The organism is Roseobacter sp. MH60115 (assembly GCF_015644665.1).
Lineage (GTDB): Bacteria > Pseudomonadota > Alphaproteobacteria > Rhodobacterales > Rhodobacteraceae > Roseobacter.
Genome location: NZ_JADOBQ010000001.1, coordinates 87,679 through 105,475, shown reverse-complemented (window position 1 = coordinate 105,475; position 17,797 = coordinate 87,679). Strand labels below are relative to the sequence as shown.

At 59.6% G+C, this 17,797-nt stretch carries 14 protein-coding genes; 6 read left to right on the top strand and 8 right to left on the bottom strand.

Annotation, left to right across the window (positions count from 1 at the left end; all coding sequences use genetic code 11):
• Nucleotides 1-424: 424 nt before the first annotated feature.
• The 3 genes from ISX84_RS00415 (at nt 425) to ISX84_RS00405 (ending at nt 3,598) form a co-directional block, all read left to right on the top strand.
• Nucleotides 425-997 (top strand): aspartyl/asparaginyl beta-hydroxylase domain-containing protein, encoded by a 573-nt coding sequence (locus ISX84_RS00415; RefSeq protein ID WP_195818349.1) that lies wholly within the window; start codon nt 425-427, stop codon nt 995-997.
• Between the two features lie 118 nt (nt 998-1,115).
• On the top strand, nt 1,116-1,952 hold the full coding sequence (locus tag ISX84_RS00410; protein WP_195818348.1) for an alpha/beta fold hydrolase: 837 nt from the start codon (nt 1,116-1,118) through the stop codon (nt 1,950-1,952).
• Nucleotides 1,949-3,598 (top strand): ATP-binding cassette domain-containing protein, encoded by a 1,650-nt coding sequence (locus tag ISX84_RS00405; protein WP_195818347.1) that lies wholly within the window; start codon nt 1,949-1,951, stop codon nt 3,596-3,598. Before ISX84_RS00410 ends, ISX84_RS00405 begins: the two co-directional genes overlap by 4 nt.
• A 172-nt stretch (nt 3,599-3,770) precedes the next feature.
• Here the strand turns inward: ISX84_RS00405 and ISX84_RS00400 are convergent, their stop codons facing one another.
• From ISX84_RS00400 to ISX84_RS00380, 5 genes are all read right to left on the bottom strand, one after another.
• Nucleotides 3,771-4,442, bottom strand: coding sequence for a response regulator transcription factor (locus ISX84_RS00400; protein WP_195818346.1), 672 nt, complete (start codon nt 4,440-4,442; stop codon nt 3,771-3,773).
• A 120-nt stretch (nt 4,443-4,562) separates the two neighbouring features.
• Entirely contained in the window at nt 4,563-6,128 is a 1,566-nt protein-coding gene (locus tag ISX84_RS00395) for a sensor histidine kinase (protein ID WP_195818345.1), read from the bottom strand.
• A gap of 178 nt (nt 6,129-6,306) precedes the next feature.
• On the bottom strand, nt 6,307-7,410 hold the full coding sequence (locus ISX84_RS00390; protein WP_195818344.1) for a DUF1611 domain-containing protein: 1,104 nt from the start codon (nt 7,408-7,410) through the stop codon (nt 6,307-6,309).
• Between the two features lie 195 nt (nt 7,411-7,605).
• Nucleotides 7,606-8,376, bottom strand: a complete 771-nt coding sequence (locus ISX84_RS00385; RefSeq protein WP_195818343.1) for an anti-sigma factor family protein — start codon at nt 8,374-8,376, stop codon at nt 7,606-7,608.
• Nucleotide 8,377: 1 nt separating this feature from the next.
• The gene (locus tag ISX84_RS00380; RefSeq protein WP_195818342.1) at nt 8,378-8,911 is read right to left on the bottom strand and encodes an RNA polymerase sigma factor; all 534 of its coding nucleotides are present in this window, start codon (nt 8,909-8,911) and stop codon (nt 8,378-8,380) included.
• Between the two features lie 140 nt (nt 8,912-9,051).
• On the opposite strand from ISX84_RS00380, the gene ISX84_RS00375 reads away from it, so the two are divergent.
• The 3 genes from ISX84_RS00375 to ISX84_RS00365 all read left to right on the top strand — a co-directional run bounded on the left by ISX84_RS00375 (nt 9,052) and on the right by ISX84_RS00365 (nt 13,912).
• Complete coding sequence (locus tag ISX84_RS00375) at nt 9,052-10,506, top strand: S8 family serine peptidase (protein ID WP_195818341.1); 1,455 nt, start codon at nt 9,052-9,054, stop codon at nt 10,504-10,506.
• Nucleotides 10,507-10,915: 409 nt separating this feature from the next.
• Nucleotides 10,916-12,607 (top strand): SLC13 family permease, encoded by a 1,692-nt coding sequence (locus ISX84_RS00370; protein ID WP_195818340.1) that lies wholly within the window; start codon nt 10,916-10,918, stop codon nt 12,605-12,607.
• Between the two features lie 102 nt (nt 12,608-12,709).
• On the top strand, nt 12,710-13,912 hold the full coding sequence (locus ISX84_RS00365) for a glycerate kinase family protein (RefSeq protein ID WP_195818339.1): 1,203 nt from the start codon (nt 12,710-12,712) through the stop codon (nt 13,910-13,912).
• 178 nt (nt 13,913-14,090) lie between these two features.
• Here ISX84_RS00365 and ISX84_RS00360 read toward each other — a convergent pair whose 3' ends face one another.
• The 3 genes from ISX84_RS00360 to ISX84_RS00350 form a co-directional block, all read right to left on the bottom strand.
• Nucleotides 14,091-14,510, bottom strand: a complete 420-nt coding sequence (locus ISX84_RS00360) for a response regulator (protein ID WP_195818338.1) — start codon at nt 14,508-14,510, stop codon at nt 14,091-14,093.
• A gap of 99 nt (nt 14,511-14,609) precedes the next feature.
• Complete coding sequence (locus tag ISX84_RS00355; RefSeq protein ID WP_195818337.1) at nt 14,610-16,844, bottom strand: PAS domain-containing hybrid sensor histidine kinase/response regulator; 2,235 nt, start codon at nt 16,842-16,844, stop codon at nt 14,610-14,612.
• A gap of 75 nt (nt 16,845-16,919) precedes the next feature.
• Nucleotides 16,920-17,669 (bottom strand): substrate-binding periplasmic protein, encoded by a 750-nt coding sequence (locus ISX84_RS00350; RefSeq protein ID WP_195818336.1) that lies wholly within the window; start codon nt 17,667-17,669, stop codon nt 16,920-16,922.
• Nucleotides 17,670-17,797 lie beyond the last annotated feature (128 nt).

The following is a 17,797-nucleotide window of genomic DNA, read 5'->3' as shown; positions in this document are numbered from 1 at the left end:
CCATCGGACGCGAGAGCGTTGCATTCGCGCCCGCACGATATTTGAGGAAAACCTGGCGTCGTCCACCCCACCCCTTCTCAACGGCTTTCCGACCAAGCCCAAATAGAATGGACCCCGGTCACTTGAACACCCTGTGGCGCCCTCCGTGCCCGCAGGAATCATAGCAATCGATTCGCGCAAGCAGCCACGCCGGAAAGCCCAAAACTGCAATCAACACCTGAAACACGCCTGTCCTGAAAGTCAGATGAAAATTCGATGAACTCGCAGTTAAGCGTTCATAAATTTATTATTAAAATCAATATCTTGATTGAAAATACAGGTCAAGCCTCTCATCCTCGACACATACCCGCCTAACAGCCTTCGGGTCAACAAGCGGGTGCGAACGTGAACCTGACCAGACAATCGACCCCAGAGAGGACATGAAATGCAATACTTCAAACGGCTCAAATCCGAGATTGACCCGACCCCGTTTCTTAACGAGATCAACGGCGTCGCAAATGCCTGGGACGCCTTCACCGGCCGGCAGGACAAGATCGCGGTCCAGCGCGAGGCCAAGGCTATCCCGCTACGCGGTTTGCGCAAATCGGCCATCGGTGATCGCAAACGGCGCGATGTGCATGAAAGCAGATGGACCACCGGATCACAGAACTACCCGCTGGCACGCGCGTTTCTGGAGGACTTCGCACAAGAGCAAGACAGCATCCTCGGCCGCGGAAAAATCGTCTGCCTGCCTGCAGGGAAACGTGTCTATCCACACATCGACCGCGGGCAGTATTACCGCGTCCGCAACCGCTACCATTTCGTGCTGAAATCAACGCTTGGGTCCTGGATGAAGGCCGGCGACGAGGAAGTACGCATGCAGCAGGGTGAGCTCTGGTGGTTCGATAACGATCAGATGCACGAAGCCAACAACGACGGGGATCAGGACCGTATCCACATGATCTTTGACATGTTGCCCCGTCACCTTGCCGAGGAAGTCCTGGGCACGGCCGCCTGAACCACCAGAAAATGGGAGCGTCACCATGTGCATCGATTTGAACACTCTTACCCCCAAAACCCCGTCCCACCGATTGGTTTTTCGGTCCGGGAAAGGCGTGGGCGCATTGGATTGCTGGATGGCGCTCCCCCACAAAATCGCGCCGGATGTCCCTCCGCTCATCGCGGTGCATGGCATCCGGCGCGGTGCCAGGCTTCAGGCCGCGCTCTTTGCAGAGCGGGCTGCGGCCGTGGGTCAAGTGGTGATTGCCCCGATTTTCGACAAAACCAGCTGGCTTGGGTATCAGCAGACGTTCCTTTGTGGACGCGCCGACCTGGCCTTGTTGGACCTGATGCTTGCACTGAGACGCGAGGGCACTGTAACAGCGGAGCAACTCGATCTTTTTGGCTTTTCAGGCGGCGCGCAATTCGCGCACCGGTTTGCCATGTTGCATCCCGACCGCGTCTCGCATCTCAGCACTGCCTCGCCGGGATGGTACACCTTCCCGGACAACGCCACCTATCCCTACGGTCTCTGGCCACGCCCCAATCATGCGGACGCATGGAGCTACCGCATGATTGCAAATCTTGACAGGTTTCTTGCTCTGCCCATGCGCGTGAGTGTGGGGGAAAACGACTGTCTGCGGGACAAGAACACCCGCAGCGGTGCCGCAATCGACGCGCAACAGGGTTTGACCCGTCTCGACCGCGCCCGAAAATGGACGGAGGCGATCCGCACCGTCGCGGCGGAGATGAGGATCGCGCCCAAGATCACGCTGCATGTGTTGGAGGGATGCGGACATGACTTCGAGACCTGCGTGACCAAAGGCGGGCTCGACCGCATCGTGATCCCTGATGCCCCGACGCACCTTCAGCCCGCGGCCCTGTGCCGGGGCACATGTAGCGCACGGCAACAGATGGCCTGCCAAGCCAGGCGTGCAGCCACGCCCCTTCAACAGATGGAGGCCACGCGATGAGCACCCTGCCGAAAATCATGGGCGAAAGACGCGGGCGCAGTATCCTGCTGCTCACCTGTCTGGCCCTGGGTCAGGCCACGGCGACAGGCATTGCCGCCTTTGCCACGCGGGATGTCTTTGCCGCATTCCGCGACACTTCCACGGCATTGCCTCTTCTGGCGCTGGCCTGCGTCGCCCTCAGCGGTCTTGCAATCGGGTTTTTCAGATTTCGCGAGCGACTGACCGCTGAGAAAGTCGGCCAGCACTATGCGGCTTCTCTGCGCATCAAACTCTTCAAGCACATGGCGCGGGTATCGGCCCGCGATGTCGCAGCCCGCCGCAATGGGTCACTGGCGCTGAGGTTCGTAGGCGATCTGACGGCTGTGCGGGCCTGGATCAGCATGGGATTGGCCCGGCTGATCTCGGCCCTGATCGTTCTGCCTGTCGCAGCCGGGGTTCTCTTTTACATGAATGTCGAGATTGGATTGGCGGCCACGGTGCCGATTGCCGTGGGATTACTGGTCTCCGCTGTTCTGGGGCCAAGGCTCGGGCCTGCGCACAAGCGTCTGCGCGCAAGACGCGCGCGGCTGGCCGCAGATATGAGCGAGCGTATTCCGCATGCCCCTGAATTGCGCTTGCTGGGGCGGATCCGCACCGAAACCCGGCAGATCGAGATCAAGACGGAGAAACTGGTGGACGCCGCGCTGGAGCGCGCGAAAGGCGCAGCACTGCTGCGGGCAATTCCGGACATCGTTTCGGGCATCGCAGCGGCGAGCGTCTTTGGCGTGGCCCTGCACCGGGGGTTGCCCGCCGCGGAAGCCGCCGGGTGCCTTGCCGCCGTTGGGCTGATGATCCAGCCCATGCGGGACCTCGCGGGCGTCTGGGACCGGCACCGGGCCTGGCAGAACGCACGGGAGAAGTGCCTCAAACTGCTGACGATGCCAAAGCTGGAGATCGACAGATCGACGGATGCGAGCCTGCCGGATGCGCCGCCCTGCCTGATCTTTTCCGACGTCTCTGCGGGAGCGCTATCAGACATAAACGTGACCGCATTGCCAGGGCAAAGGATCGGGGTGATCGGTGCAAATGGTGCCGGCAAATCCACGTTGCTCAGCCTGGCTGCGGGGCTCGAGCACCCAGGTTCCGGGACCGTGATGCTCGGGGATATCTCACCTGCGGCCCTGAACACCCGGGAACGCCGCCAGATGATCGCCCTGATTGGCACAAGGTCTCCGATCTTCAAGGGCTCGCTGCGCCGGGCGCTCACCATGGGGGTGCAGGGTCGCCCCCAGGACAAGGATATTCTGCGGCAGGCAAAGGCCTTCGGGCTCGATCATATCATCACGCGTCTGGGCGGGCTGGACGGCACCGTATCCGAAGGGGGGCGCAACCTCTCTGCGGGCGAGATCCGCCGGGTACTGCTCACCCGTGCGGCACTTTCCAAACCACGGCTCATGCTGCTGGATGAACCCGACGATGCCCTCGATCACGAAGGGCCGAAATTGGTGCGCGCCTTGGTGCAGGGGTGTGACGCGACCACAATTCTGATCACCCACAACATGGAAATTGCAAAAATGATGGACGCGCTGTGGGTCGTGGAAGACGGCCGCATCGTGCAGACGGGTACGCCGGACGACGTGTTGATAAACCTCGGCATCAACAGCTGACACCCGGCGACAGCGCGCCTTGAAGCCCCCCCCTCTTCAAGGCGCGCGCTTTTGCGTCTTGGGACACACAATCGCCTCATGGAGCGGCGCGGTGTGCCAGGCACCCGGTTAGTCATTCAAGGACAAATGTGAGGGACACCGCAAGGGGCCGCTCAAAGCGCGGGACGCCGGTTTATCCGAACCGGTAGCCCGCGCCGCGCACCGTCGCGATGAGCTGGCCATACGGGCCAAGCTTCTTGCGCAGACGACCAATGTAAACATCGACAACATTGGTCATGGGATCTTCATGGGTCCCCCAGACGGAATTCAGAATACGCTCCCGGCTGAGAGCCTTGTTCTTGCTGGCCATCAAAATGGCGATCAACTCCCGTTCCTTCGCGGAGAGATCGACCACGATGCCATCCACGGTCAGCACCATGGCCTCGCTGTCGTAAATCAATCCCTGATGTTGCAGCTTGCCCTCGTCACCATCGCTGGCGTAGCCGGTGGCGCGACGGTGCAGCGCGGACACCCGCGCGATCAGCTCATCGAAGTCAAACGGTTTGGGCAGATAGTCGTCAGCGCCAAGGCGCAGGCCTGCCACGCGCTCATCCGTGCTGTCCAGTGCCGTGAGCATGAGCACCGGCGTCTTGATCAACCGCGCCCGCAGCCTTTGGCACACCTGCTGGCCGCTAATGCCAGGCAACATCAGGTCGAGGATGATCACGTCGAAGTCCCGGTCCCGGATGATCTCCAACCCGGACTCGCCATCGCTCGCATGTTCGACAACCCATCCTTCGGCTTTCAATCCACGCCGAACGAAATCAGCCACCCGCATTTCATCTTCGATCAACAGGATATTCATAATTGGAGCGCCTTCTTGCTGTCTTTCGGGCGCGTTGCTCTCGCCCAGTAAAAGACAAACGGGTCAGGCAGAGAGTTATTCCCAAATAAATTCACTGACAGCGCGCGTCGGTAAAATCCTTCAGGATTGCGAGACAACCCGCAAGGGCGTGGACGCCGGCAGTTCCATGATGCTCGAAAGTCCGCCGCCTGCCCGGTCCTGCAAAAGCGCGTTTCCGCCATGGGCGCGGGCGATGGAGCGTACCACCGGCAGACCAAGACCCGCCCCGTCTTCGTATTGGTCCGCGGCATTGGACCCACGAAAGAAACGCTCGAAAGCGCGCTCTTTCTCATCATCCGGCAGCCCTGGTCCGTTGTCTTCCACGCAGATGCGATAGCCCGTCGACGTCCGCAGCAAACGAACGACAATTTCCGGCCCGCCATACCGCCGGGCGTTCTGGATCATTGCCGCAACACACTGGCGAATGCGCGAGACATCCAGCGAGATCTCGGCACGGTCCAGATCTGTGATGATCGGAATGTCCGGACCAAAGACACCGATCGTTTCGGACAGCAAATGCTTGAGATCGATCCGTTCCAGTTTGAGCCGGGTTTGTCCGGATTCCTCGCGGGAAATGAACAGCAGGTCATTGACCAAGAGGTTCGTGTGCTTGGCGGTTTCGCGTGTGCGCCGCAACGCCTCACGGTATTCCTCAACCGTCTTGTCCGCACCACGCAGCGCCACATCGCTTTCACCCTGAATAATGGTCAGCGGCGTGCGTAGCTCGTGGCTGACATCGGCGAGCATCTGTCGCCGTGTCTCTTCGGCGAGACGGGATTTTTCGAGCAGGCTTTCCAGCTCAGCAGTCCGGCTCCGCACCGCTTCTTCCAACTCGGTATTCTGCGAGGTCAGGGATTCCGTGCGGGCTTCGACCATGGCGGCCATCGTGTCCATCACGCCCCCGATCTCGGAAATTTCGGTGCGTCCTTTGAGATTGATGCGCTTCGAGAATTTGCCCTCCGCCAAAGCGCTTACGCCCTGCATCAGACGGCGCATGGGCTGCACGATCTGGCGTGTGTAAATCCAAAGGGCACCGGAGGAGACACTCACCGCCAGTAACACCAGAAAAAAGGCCACCGAATTAGCCAGTTGCAAATGGCGCGCCGCTGCTGTGCGGGTTGCTTCGACCTCTTCCAGTTCCTCGTCGAGAGCTGCGTTGATCATCTTGTGGAACTCACGATCAATCTCATCATCCAACATGACCGAAAGACCGGTCCAATTGCGTTCAAACTGATCCAGCGCTGTATCTTTGCGGACGACCTCAAACCGCGCGATAAGGTCTTCGATCTTACGCTCAATCTGGGCGAGGAGTTCCAGTTCCTCGACCTCCTCATCTCCGACCAAATCGATCTCCTGACCAATCAGGTAGCGGATCGAGCGGATGTTCTGCCGGATCAACCGGATCAGCTCTGCCTCTCCGCGCCCCTCGTCGCGGTCCCCGATCAGCATGGCATCGCCATATTGCTTGAAGAGCTGGTAGGTATTGCCGCTGAGCTGAAGATGAACCTCGTAGGATTCATGCGCCAGGTTGATCCGTTCGTTAAAAAACGCGGCCCGCTGCGTGGTCCAATAGGCAAGAACGGAGCCACTGAGAGCCACGATCAGCATGATCGCCGCAAGAATGCGCAGCAGATTGGCGATGGTCATGTGGTGTTCTCCAGCGATGTGAACAGAAGCATCTCCGGCTCCTTTTTCGCGTGTTTCGACTGTTTCCACCAGCCTATCAACCCTGCATTGCATGCAACAGGCTGTGTAGCTGCAATGTCATGTACAACAAGGGCCGCATGAAACATGCGACCCTTCCCGGAACAAATGGAGCTATCGTTCATGCTGCCGTCATCTGTTCAATCTCAAGCGGTTCTGCCGCCTTGTGGGGTTTCGAGACCCGCAGGACGTCGCGGGCAACGGCCATCACCGCGGAAGGGGTGCAGAGATCCAGACGCGACAGTTGCGGAATACCTGTTGCGCGCTTGGCTTCCATCATGGCGAGAGGTGACTGCGTGAGCTTGCCGGACATCGCAAAGGGCTGCAGACCGTAGTCGGCCAGAACGCGCGCTCCGCCCACGGCGCCCAATGCGTCCGGCGTGGCAAAGAGAATGCCGTCCAGCCGATCACAGATAGACGAACCCGCGAGAACCTCCTGAGTTTCCTGCTGGAAGACACCGTCCGCGATTTCGACCACGACGATATCCGCACCGTTTGCTGCCGCCGTGCCCACCAGTGTCTCGAACCCCTGTTCGACGCGGTCCATCGGCATCCGGTACGTTGTGGGCATGCCCGCATCCGTGAAGTCCATGGCGCTGACCCCCGCGTCCTCAAAGGCGTTGAAATCGCTGAATGCGCCGGTGCCCGTCGCCTTCACACCTGCTACACTGAAGCCGGCCCGCGAAAGACCATGCGCCAGGCTGACCGCCGCGGTGGTCTTGCCCGCATTCATCGACGCCCCGAAGACCCCGATGACGGTCACATGGTCAGGGATTTGCACCGACGGCAGACCGTAGCGTGCGATATTGATCACCTCCTCCGTGCGGTCGGTCAGCAGACCGATGGGGCGCAGTTTGGTGGGCTCCGCCATCCGATCATGCGCGTGTTCCATGGTGCCGACCACGCCGCCACCGGCAAGCAAATCAGCGCCATTTGCCGTGATGCGGGCTGCCCCCTCGAATTGATCCGGCGCATAGCGATCACCGATGCACAGGACGACCTTGTCGCCGACATAGCTGGTGGAGGCACGGCCGCTGGCAAGCTGGATTTTCTGGTGCTGATTGATTTCGGTGATATCGCAGAGCACAAGGTCGCCCGCGACGCCAAGGGCCACAGCCGGATCAAGCCCGGTCACATCGTCACGATTGACGCGGCGTGTCGTGAAGGCCCATTTCGCGTTCAGGTGCAACATCGTCAGGTCGAAGTCAAAGGTGTGAATGGTCATGTCTGATATCCTCTTGGGTTGGTGTGTCTGAGGATTAATTTAGGCAGCAAGACTGTTCGTATCCTGTCGTCGGAATGAATGGTTAGACAATAGAAAATGAACAGAAAATGAAAGATTAGTATATTGTTTTTAAAAGTAAAAACCGCCTCATAGGAGACGGTTTTCGCTTGTTGATCGGATGTCGGAAGGGCCGGTTCAGCGCAGCGCCTGCAAGGCCGCAGCTTCTGCATCCAGATCCAAAGGCGGACCGGCGTTGTTGGCTGTCAGATAGGCGTCCAACGTATCCAGGGAGGACGCGGGCGCATAGCCGGTGTCGGTTGCAGCTGCTGCGGCGACGGCCATCTGAACATCCCATTCCCCCTCTCTCTGGCAGGCGACCGAGACAATTGTCATACCGTCCGCGCGGTCGAACTCAAATTCCCGACACAAAGTCTGCGCCCCATCGAAGAACGTCGCAATCGGCGCAATCCGCGCGCCATTGTCCAACAACCTGTCCTCTCCCGACGGCACCGTATCCAAGGCGGCGATGACCTGGCGATCCGTCAGGGCAGCAATCTCGATGCTGCCAAAACCGCTGCCGCTATCCTGAGACAGCATCAATCCGGCGCCAAGACCGACCGCAAGCGCCAGACCTGCCGCCAGCGGCAATTTCCAAACGGGTGTTGCCGTCTCGGGCCGTGCGCTTTGCGGGAAGGCCACGACGGTGTCATCAGCACCCTCCCGTGTGCGCTCATCAGCGGCTGCGAGGTCGCGAACACGTTGTACAAGGTGCTCCGGGACAGGTTCCTGCAGCACCGGCTCCCAGGCGTCTTTCGCGACCATCTTGGTATCGACGAACAGCGCGAGGCGATCTGCCAGATCAACGCTCTCAGCCAACGCGAGATCCAGCGCCGAGGCCCGTTCCTCTGCCAATTCGCCGTCAGCGTAGGCCATCAATTCCTCATCTGTAAATTCAGGCTTTTGCATCTCAGCTGTCTCCTTGACTGCCAGAAGAACGCGCGGCGTCGGTGTTTATTCCCAACTTTCTTGCAACCGCCAGCCGCGCACGGGCAAGACGGCTCATAACAGTGCCAACCGGCGTGTCCAGAACCTCTGCGGCCTCTTTGTAACTCATCTCTTCAACGCAGATCAGCATCATGACATCGCGTTGGGCTTCGGGCAGCGTTTCAATTGCCGCCTTGGCGGATTTCAACATCAACGCGGTTTCTGTTACCTTGGTGCCGTCCACCGTGCTGGCATCAGGCGCGTCCTCTATGTCAATCTGTGTGCCCCGTGTCTTGGTGCGGCGCGTCATGTCGATCCAGGCATTGCGCAGAATCCGAAACAGCCATGCCTCAAGCCGGGTGTCCGGATCGAACTGATGCCGCGCAGCAAAGGCGCGTTCGACAGTGATCTGGACAAGATCATCCGCCGTGTCCGGCGATCTGCACAGCGAGATCGCAAAACGCCTGAGGTTGGGGAGAAATGCGATGATGTCATCTGCAAAGGTATCTGACACCATTGTTATTTTCTCTCTCGTTAAAGAATGGAATATTCCGCTGGGTGTGCCGTTACCTTTATTGCAATCTGGAAGCGCGGCGCAATAACTTGCGGTCTTTGGCTGTCCAAACATGCAAATTGCGGCTCACAAGGAGGCCCCGAATGCCAAAGTCACTATTTCGGTTCGCATTGACCCTTCTGCTTATGTCGGCTCTGCCGATTGTCTCACCATATGGCCCCTATTATTCAATCGCCCTCGCCGACGACGATGATGGCGATAGTGATAGTGACGGTGACAACGGGGACAGCGACAATGGTGGCGATAGCGATGATGACGACGATGATGATGATGACGACAGGGACCGGGGAAGCCGTTCGGGACAGGGAAACGACAGACCGCCGAGACAGGCCAACCCGGGCGGAAATCTGCTCGACCGGATTTTTGGCCGCGCCCCTCAGCCCCCCGCAGCCCAGAGACCGGCGCCGCAACCCCTGCCAGACCGCGCCACTGACGAGATCGTTGTTCTTGATCTGGCGCAGAGCGACCTCGATGCGTTGATTGCACTTGGATATCAGGTGCTGCAGGTTGCGGAGATCGGCACCCTGGACAGCACCATCCGACGGTTGCGCGTGCCGCCCGGGACATCGTTGGAGGCCGCGTTGGACGCGATACGCCTGCTTCCGACCGGTCAGGCGGCGGACTTCAATCATTTCTACCGGATGAGCGAGGGGATCACGCCGCAATGCGAAGGTCTGCACTGTGCCACCTTCGACCTGATCAGTTGGAAACCACCTACGTCGTCTCTGGCCTCCTGTAGTCAGGCGGTCGTGCCCATCGGCCTGATCGACACCGACATTAACCCGGACCACGAGGCCTTTGTCGGCAGCCAGCTGTCGGTACTGGACTTTGACACCGGCCAGAATGCGGGATCGGGTGCGCAACATGGCACCGCCGTAGCCGCCATCCTTGTTGCTTCCCGCCAGGGACGCGCGCATGGGCTACTGCCCGAAGCAAAGCTGATTGCCATCGATGCCTTCTATTCAGCCGGGCGCGACGAACGCAGCGACGTCTTCAATCTCGTGCAGGCCATGGACAAATTGGCGGCAGCAGAGGTCAGGATCATCAACATGAGCCTCGCGGGTCCGCACAACGCGCTGCTGGAGCAGATGGTGGCGCGGCTGAGTGACGCGCAGATCCTGATCGTGTCAGCAGCAGGCAATGACGGCCCGCGCGCCGCGCCGGTTTTCCCCGGCGCCTATGATCCCGTCCTGACCGTCACGGCCGTGGATGCCTCGGGCCGGGTGTATCGGCGCGCCGGGCGTGGACCCCACGTCGATCTTGCGGCCCCCGGCGTCGAGGTCTGGACCGCGGCCTCGATCAGAGGAGTTCGCACGAAAACGGGCACCTCCTTTGCCGCCCCCTTTGCCACGGCAGCGGCGGCGATCCTGATGTCAGAGCAACCCGACATGGTGGTGGCGGAGGTCAAATCATTCCTGCGCGACACCGCATTGGATCTTGGCGATGAAGGGCCGGACGAGGTTTTTGGGGCAGGACTTGTCCAATTCGCGCCGATTTGCGCAAGCCCGCCGGGTGTGCAACCGCTCCTGTTGGAATAAGGGGCTTTTCACCGCCCCCCGGATCATCGTTTCAAGACGCAGACGTATGGCGCCCCCAAGGTGCTGCGTAGGCAATCCATTGGCCATTCTGCAGACGATGGCGGCGAGACTGCAGCTCCTCCATTAACGTTGGCGGCATATCCGCTTTTTTCGCTCAGTGAACGGAGCGGTTATGGCCGGATACCCGGTAGTGCACTCTTTCAGGCAAACCCCGCAGGTTCCTGGGACGGGCTTCGTCCCATCCTCTCTTTGCAAGCGGACGTGTCCCTTGATGAGAACCCGTACGGCTACAAGAATTACCTCATCACATCGGCGACCAGACGCCCATGTTACGATTTTATGACATCCGCTGGAATAAGCGCTGCGCCGCGACGTTTCCTTCTCAAACACGCACACGGAAGGACGCCCGATGACCAGCCTCTCACTGTCGCCACCTCTATTTCGGAACTGGCCTCTGCAACAGACCGAGATGATGGCCCTCCCGCTGGCGCTCATTGCCGTTGCGCTGTTCTGGACACTCCCTGAAACGCTCAGCCCCGGTGGCCGCAGCGCGCTGACAATCACCGCCTTCGCCGTGATCGGCTGGATCATGACGCGCCTACCGGATTCGCTAGTGGCCATTGCCGCTGCCCTTGCACTCGTCTTAACCGGGACGCTGCCCGAAGACCGTCTCTTTGCCTCGCTGGGCCGCGACCTCGTGTGGTTGCTGGTGACCGCCTTTGTCATCGCGTCCGTCCTTAAATCCAGTGGGCTGATGGAGCTTCTGGTGGAGCGTGCCCTTCTCCCGTTTCGCACCTTTGTCTCCGTCGCCTATGTGCTGACCCTGCTGATCGCCTGCACCGCGTTTTTCATCCCATCGACCTCAGGGCGCGCGGCATTGCTTTTGCCGGTCTTTCTTGCCCTTGCGGCACAACTGCCCGACCCCAGATTGATACGGCCCCTGGCACTCCTGTTTCCCACGGTGATCCTGATTTCGGCAGGCGGTTCCCTGCTGGGTGCCGGCGCGCATCTGATTGCCGTCGATGCCATTTCACAATCCGGCGGCGCCACCATCGGGTACCTGGAATGGATAACTCTGGGTCTTCCGGCATCCCTGCTCTCCTGCCTTCTGGCAACGGCTTTGATCCTTTGGCTTTTTGTCCCACCGGAGCTGCAGAATGCCCCGCTTGTGTTGCAACGGCCCACCGGCAGGCTGACCGCGCACCAGAAACGGCTAGCCGCCGTCCTTGTCATGCTTCTGGGTCTGTGGACCACAGCGGGGTTGCACAATGTCTCCATCGTGCTGATCGCCCTGGCAGGCGCGCTTGTCCTGCTCAGCAGGCCCTTCACGGACAGGAAGACCAAAGAGATTTTCCGCGACGTCGATATGGAGCTCATCCTTTATTTGACGGCCACCATCGTCATCGCAGACGCCATCATCGTGACCGGCGCGGATCGCTGGCTGGCAGATGGCATGCTGTCGGTGCTGCCGGAAACGCTGGCGAGAAACCGCGCGGTTGCCATTGGCTTCATGACACTGACGGCGGTGCTGTCCCATCTGGTGATCACCTCCCGAAGTGCGCGCGCCGCCGTTCTCATACCCGCGGTCGCCTTGCCGATTGCCGCCTTCGGTCATGATCCGGCGCTCATCGTGATGGTCGCCGTTCTCGGAACCGGGTTCTGCCAGACGATGATGGCCAGCGCAAAACCGGTGGCGATCTATGGCGGTTTGGAGCAGCCAACCTTTGACCAGAGAGATCTGTTCCGGCTTGCCGTGCCCCTGATGCCTGCTGTTGCCATGCCACTTGTCCTCGTCGCCGTGATCCTCTGGCCCTGGCAGCTTGATCTGAACACGCCCGCGAAAGATCACATGGCGGCGATTGTGCCTCTCCACCCGGCGGCGGCCTCTACACCCTATGCAACCTCCGACCTTGTGCCCTCCTCCAGCTCGCGCCCCGTTTTGCGTCCGGACAGAGTGCTGGCAACGACGGCCCCCAGACCGAAGCCGCAGCGATCTGCGCCGTCACGACGCGTCACCCGGCTGGAGGCCGAGCTGACAACAGCAGCGCGCGAGGTGCGGCAGTCCGTCCGCATTCTGGGACAAAAACTGGGCCTGCGCTGACTGCGCGGCGTTCTGCCCAAGACGCGCAAAAAAGGGACCTACAGGGAATAATTCTTCTCCCGCACCGTTCTCCTTTCATGAATAAATTCAAGGAGATAAGATATGTCTTTCACCATTCTCGTTGCCCCGTCCGGGTTCAAGGAATCCCTGTCGGTCAATGATGTCACCCGCGCGATTAGCGCTGGCGTTCGCAGCGCCCTGCCAGCAGCACGCGTGCTGGAAGCCCCGATGGTCGACGGCGGCGAAGGCTTCACCAAAGCCCTCGTCAACGCCACCAAGGGGACATTACACAAAGCCATCGTGACCGGCCCGGTCGGCTGCCCCGTCACCGCCTTCTTTGGCATGATGGGAGGCGGCGGCCCCCGAACCGCTGTGCTGGAAATGGCCGCTGCCGCTGGTCTGAGCCTTGTCCCGAAGGACAGACGCAATCCGGGCCGCACCACCAGTTACGGCGTTGGCGAATTGATTTTGCGCGCGCTGGATCACGGCGCGGACAGGATTCTGATCGGCTGTGGGGACAGCGGCATCAATGACGGCGGCGCTGGCATGGCACAGGCCCTTGGTGCCCGTCTGCTGGATGTGGATGGGCAGGAGATCGGGTTTGGTGGCTACGAATTGTCGCGCATTGCCGAAATCGACCCAAGTGAGATCGACACGCGACTGGCCGATGTGTCGATTGATGTCGCCGTGAACTGGCACAATGTCTTGCTCGGGCCCAACGGCGTTGCGCGTGTTTTCGGACCGCAGAAAGGCGCAACGCCGGATCAGGTCGACGCCCTTGAAACCGGACTTGAGCGATACGCCGATCTGATCCATCAAACCACCGGGCTGGACCTCGGCCAATCAAATGGGTCAGGTGCTTCGGGCGGCCTTGGCACCGGGCTGGTCGCTTTTGCCGGTGCCACGCTGCATCCACGCTTTGACATCGTGATGCAATATCTGCGGTTTGACGACATGCTGGACAAGGCGGATCTGGTGATCACCGCCGAAGGCTCTCTGGACGGGCAATCGCCCTATGGCAAGGTGCCCTGTGAGGTCGCCAGACGGGCGCGTGATCAGGGCATTCAGACAATCGCTCTGGCCGGAACCATCGGCAAAGGGGTGCACGAAACGCTGGACAACGGCATTGACGCCTTCGCCTCGATCATCAAACGCCCCTGTTCGCTGGATGAAGCCATCCACAAGGGCGAGAAACTGCTCCGCCGTGCGGCAGAAGACGCGATGCGCATGATGATCGTGGGCATTCGTTTGACAGACCGTCCTGTCCCCGTTCCGGCCCAAAAGCCTCTTCACGCGCTCGGATAGTGAGAGCATCGAGGGACAGTTTCACGAGAACCCCACCAGCGTCTGCACCAGGCGCTGGTGGGTGATTTTTGACCGAGCCCGTGGATCAGGCAATTATACCTCCAAACGGATGCTCTCGAAGATCATCCGTGACTCCAAACCAGTTTTCGGCGCCCGAAAAGCCGTCTGGCAAAGCAGGTCAGCCCGAACGTTTGGTCAACAGATTGATCGCCTGCAGCAGGTCGTCGGTGTCCATCGGTTTGCCGAAAGCCATATCCGCCCCGAGATCCCGTGATATTTTCAAAAGCTCCGACATGCCCTGATTGTGAATCGCACCCGAGATGGCGATGATCGGCATCTTTTTCATCCACGGCTCCAGATTCCAGCTCAGCGCGCCGCGCAACCGGGAGATCAAGGAAATACCACCGTCCGGCACCGGGGTGTCATCTTTCAGAACAATGATGTCGGTGATCAGCAGATCGTATCGGTTTTTGGCAATCAGGTTGAAAGCCTCGGACGCGGATTGGGAGGTCGTGACAACATGCCCATTGGAGGAGAGCACCTCGTCCAGGACTGTGCTCAGATCAACATCATCTTCCATCAACAGAATACGGGCCATGCGCTACTCCACCAAATTTGTCGGCACTACGTGTTGCCCGGCGTTCGCGGACGCGATTTTTGAAGCGGAGAGCAGCAGGCAGGCATCAGGCAGCATTCGTCATCCCAGTCTCTCGGACGGTTTACCCGCCAGCGTATCGGCCAATATCTCTGCCAGCTCACCGGGCGGGCAGGGTTTCTGGACCATCGGTGCCACAACCTCTCCCATTTCGGAAGAGGTAAATCCGGTGTAGCCGGACATATAGACAACAGGCAGGTCGGGACGCAGCTTTCTGACCCGCGTTGCCAGTTCAAACCCGCCAATACCACCGGGCATGACGATATCCGTCAACAACAGATCAACCGCATCTCCCATCTCGATCAGCTCCAGCGCCTCGGCACCCGACCGTGCGGCGATGAATTCGAAACCGAGCTCACCGATCAGATCTTCCATCACCATCAGCAGGCTGACTTCGTCTTCAACGACAAGGATTTTTTCACCCTTCCCGCGTCGCGGCGGCAGACGGGTCATAGGCTCTTCTCTTTCATTCTCCAGTGTCCCTCGCGGTAGGATCAGTCTGATCGTCGTGCCAAATTCCAGTTCGGAGTAGATGCGCAATTCGCCGTCGGAATTCTGGATGAACCCGTACACCATCGACAGGCCCAGACCGGTACCGGAATTCGTATCCTTGGTGGTAAAGAACGGGTCAATCGCACGCCTTTTCACCTCATTCGTCATGCCGGGACCATCGTCTGTCACCGACAGTTCGACATAGCGATACGCGCGTTCATCCTTGCGTGCCACATCTGCGGCATGCTCCTCCCGCATGCCTTGGGTGATATAGGCATGCAGGTCCTCGCGCCGGAGCGCCAGATCGACATCCACCTCGTCAATCGCACGTGCCTTGACGATGATCTTGCTGCCCTTGCCACTGCGCATGATGGCATCCCGGCTGTTGAGCACCAGGTTCAACAGCGCATTGTCGAGTTGGCCATGGTCACAATAGACCAGAAGTTCAGGGTTCGGCGCCAGGAAGGAAATGTCGACCGTCTCTTCGATCGCAGGTCGCGCAAGCGCTTCGAATTCGGCAAAGGTCTCGGCGAGCGGGCGCGACTTTGCCAATCCCGGTTGCCGCTTGGCAAAGGCCAGCAGCCGGTTGGTGAGCGCGCGCCCCCGCTCGACCGCATTCAGCGCCGTCAACAGAACCCGGTCAGACCGCTCCGAAATATTGTCTGTCCGCGTCAATTGCATCGCGTAGAGGATGGTGGCGAGCAGATTGTTGAAATCATGCGCGATACCGCCAGTCAGCTGACCAAGGGCATCCAACCGTCCCTTGCGCTCGACCTGCTGCCGGTTCTTTTCCAGAAGGGAGACATCATCCAGGACAATCACACATCTCAGACTGTTCGTGCCATCGGCGACCAAAGCGCTGGACACGCGGACGTAGCGGTTCTCCGGGCTGCCACTGCGGGTCATCAAATGCGTTTCACCGGTCAGGACCTGCCCGGCAAGCGCGCGATTGATCGGATCGGAGGACGCATCCAGCGGATGCATGTCCGCCACATCCAGAAACTTGATCTCGTCCGGCCATGCAAAGGGCGTCATCTCCGACTTGCCACCAAGCATATGACGCGCCGCTGGATTGATGACATCCACCACCCCGTTCTCATCAAGCCCGATGATGCCGTTTACGGTGGTGTCCAGCACGACACGCAACTGTTCGGATGTTGCCCGCAGGTCGCTTTCGAAATCAAGGAACCGTTCCCGTGTCTTGTTGATTTCGGTTGCAATCGCATCAAGGTCATCCCCGCTGTGGACATGTTTTCGGTCCAGGGTCAGCGGCACATCGACCGTGAACCATTCCGGCTTTGAAACAAAGTCTGAGATGTGCCGTAAATGGCGGCTGACCAGACGACGAAAGATCACCAGAATTGCAATCGCCGCAAAGCCGGTCTTGGCCATGTTCGACAGGAACACCACCAGCACCTGTGCGTAGATGTTGGACCAGATCCGCGCACGGCTCAGGCCCAGTTCCAGCGTTCCAACCGATGCCGTGCCGCGTACCGGATCGAGATATTCGAGGTCGAAACGTTCCACATCCAGTTGCTCGTCAGGATTGGACGGCAGACGTTCCCAGATCTGCCCATTGCTCCCGGAGAGCGTGAGCGAGGCGATGTCGCGATTGGCGTGGATACCATCCAGAATATCGTCGACCTGCTGCGTATCAAAGGACCACAACGCCGAACTCAGGCTTTGCCCGAAGCCCCGTTCGACCTGTAGCACAGTGTCGCGAAGCGCGTCTTCCTGCCTCTGAAAGGTGACGTAGAGTTGCACGGAGGTTGCCAGGACAGACAACAACGCACTGCACAGCAAGACCCACAATAGCAGCGAGAATGCGAGCCGATTGTTCCATCTTTCGGACATGTGAGGCTAGTCCGCGCTATGCTTTTTCAGCAGCGCGTCCAGCGACCCATCGGCGCGCATATCGGCCAGCGCCGCGTTGAAATCCGTTACGATATTTGCGTGATCCGGTCGCAGCCGGGACACAGCCATGTGAATTTGTTGTTTGGTCAGGGCCGGTTCGAGAAACTCAAGCTGGTCCTCAAGGGCGTCGTCCGTGAGCTGCATGGAATGCCGCACGACATGTGCGCTATCCAGGGTCAAATCGACACGCCCCGCGGCCACCATCTGCAGGCCCTGCAGGGTCGTGGTCACTTCGAACTTGTTGAGGTAGTCCGCATTGTCGAAGGCGGCTTCGTACAGAAATCCGGCCCCGACCGCGATGACATAGGATTGCAGGGACTCCAACCCGTCATACGCGATGTCACTGCCTTTTTGCCGCACAAACTGAACCTGCGTTTCAAAGAACGGCTCGGAATAGAACACGGATTTTTGCATTTCCGCGTCGAGAAACAGGCTGGTAACGATATCGTACTCGCCGGATTTTGCGCCGCTGACCACGCGAGACCACGGCAGGATCGCCGTATCCACCTCATAGCCGGCCCGCTCGAGCACGGCACGGGTCACATCGATGGAAATCCCACGCCCCGGCAACCCCTCCCCGGAAAAAGGCGGCCACTCATCCGCGACGACAAGGAGACGTTCCTCGGCAACTACAACGCCATTGCATAAGACGAAAATTGCGATCAACCAGGCGCAGACGCCTTTTCCAATGGACACGAAATCTCACCTCTATCACCTGCAGGAGACCATGCACGTGATGGTCGGAAAATTCAAGTTGAGGTAGAAAGCCCCTCGAAGCCTTTTCGCGGGTTGAGCTTTTGTGACAACTCTTTGAAACCTGATCT

Bases quoted from the DNA above. Each gene is read 5' to 3' on its own strand.
- ISX84_RS00415 (WP_195818349.1), top strand. From the start codon at position 425: ATGCAATACTTCAAACGGCTCAAATCCGAGATTGACCCGACCCCGTTT.
- ISX84_RS00410 (WP_195818348.1), top strand. From the start codon at position 1,116: ATGGCGCTCCCCCACAAAATCGCGCCGGATGTCCCTCCGCTCATCGCG.
- ISX84_RS00405 (WP_195818347.1), top strand. From the start codon at position 1,949: ATGAGCACCCTGCCGAAAATCATGGGCGAAAGACGCGGGCGCAGTATC.
- ISX84_RS00400 (WP_195818346.1), bottom strand. From the start codon at position 4,442: ATGAATATCCTGTTGATCGAAGATGAAATGCGGGTGGCTGATTTCGTT.
- ISX84_RS00395 (WP_195818345.1), bottom strand. From the start codon at position 6,128: ATGACCATCGCCAATCTGCTGCGCATTCTTGCGGCGATCATGCTGATC.
- ISX84_RS00390 (WP_195818344.1), bottom strand. From the start codon at position 7,410: ATGACCATTCACACCTTTGACTTCGACCTGACGATGTTGCACCTGAAC.
- ISX84_RS00385 (WP_195818343.1), bottom strand. From the start codon at position 8,376: ATGCAAAAGCCTGAATTTACAGATGAGGAATTGATGGCCTACGCTGAC.
- ISX84_RS00380 (WP_195818342.1), bottom strand. From the start codon at position 8,911: ATGGTGTCAGATACCTTTGCAGATGACATCATCGCATTTCTCCCCAAC.
- ISX84_RS00375 (WP_195818341.1), top strand. From the start codon at position 9,052: ATGCCAAAGTCACTATTTCGGTTCGCATTGACCCTTCTGCTTATGTCG.
- ISX84_RS00370 (WP_195818340.1), top strand. From the start codon at position 10,916: ATGACCAGCCTCTCACTGTCGCCACCTCTATTTCGGAACTGGCCTCTG.
- ISX84_RS00365 (WP_195818339.1), top strand. From the start codon at position 12,710: ATGTCTTTCACCATTCTCGTTGCCCCGTCCGGGTTCAAGGAATCCCTG.
- ISX84_RS00360 (WP_195818338.1), bottom strand. From the start codon at position 14,510: ATGGCCCGTATTCTGTTGATGGAAGATGATGTTGATCTGAGCACAGTC.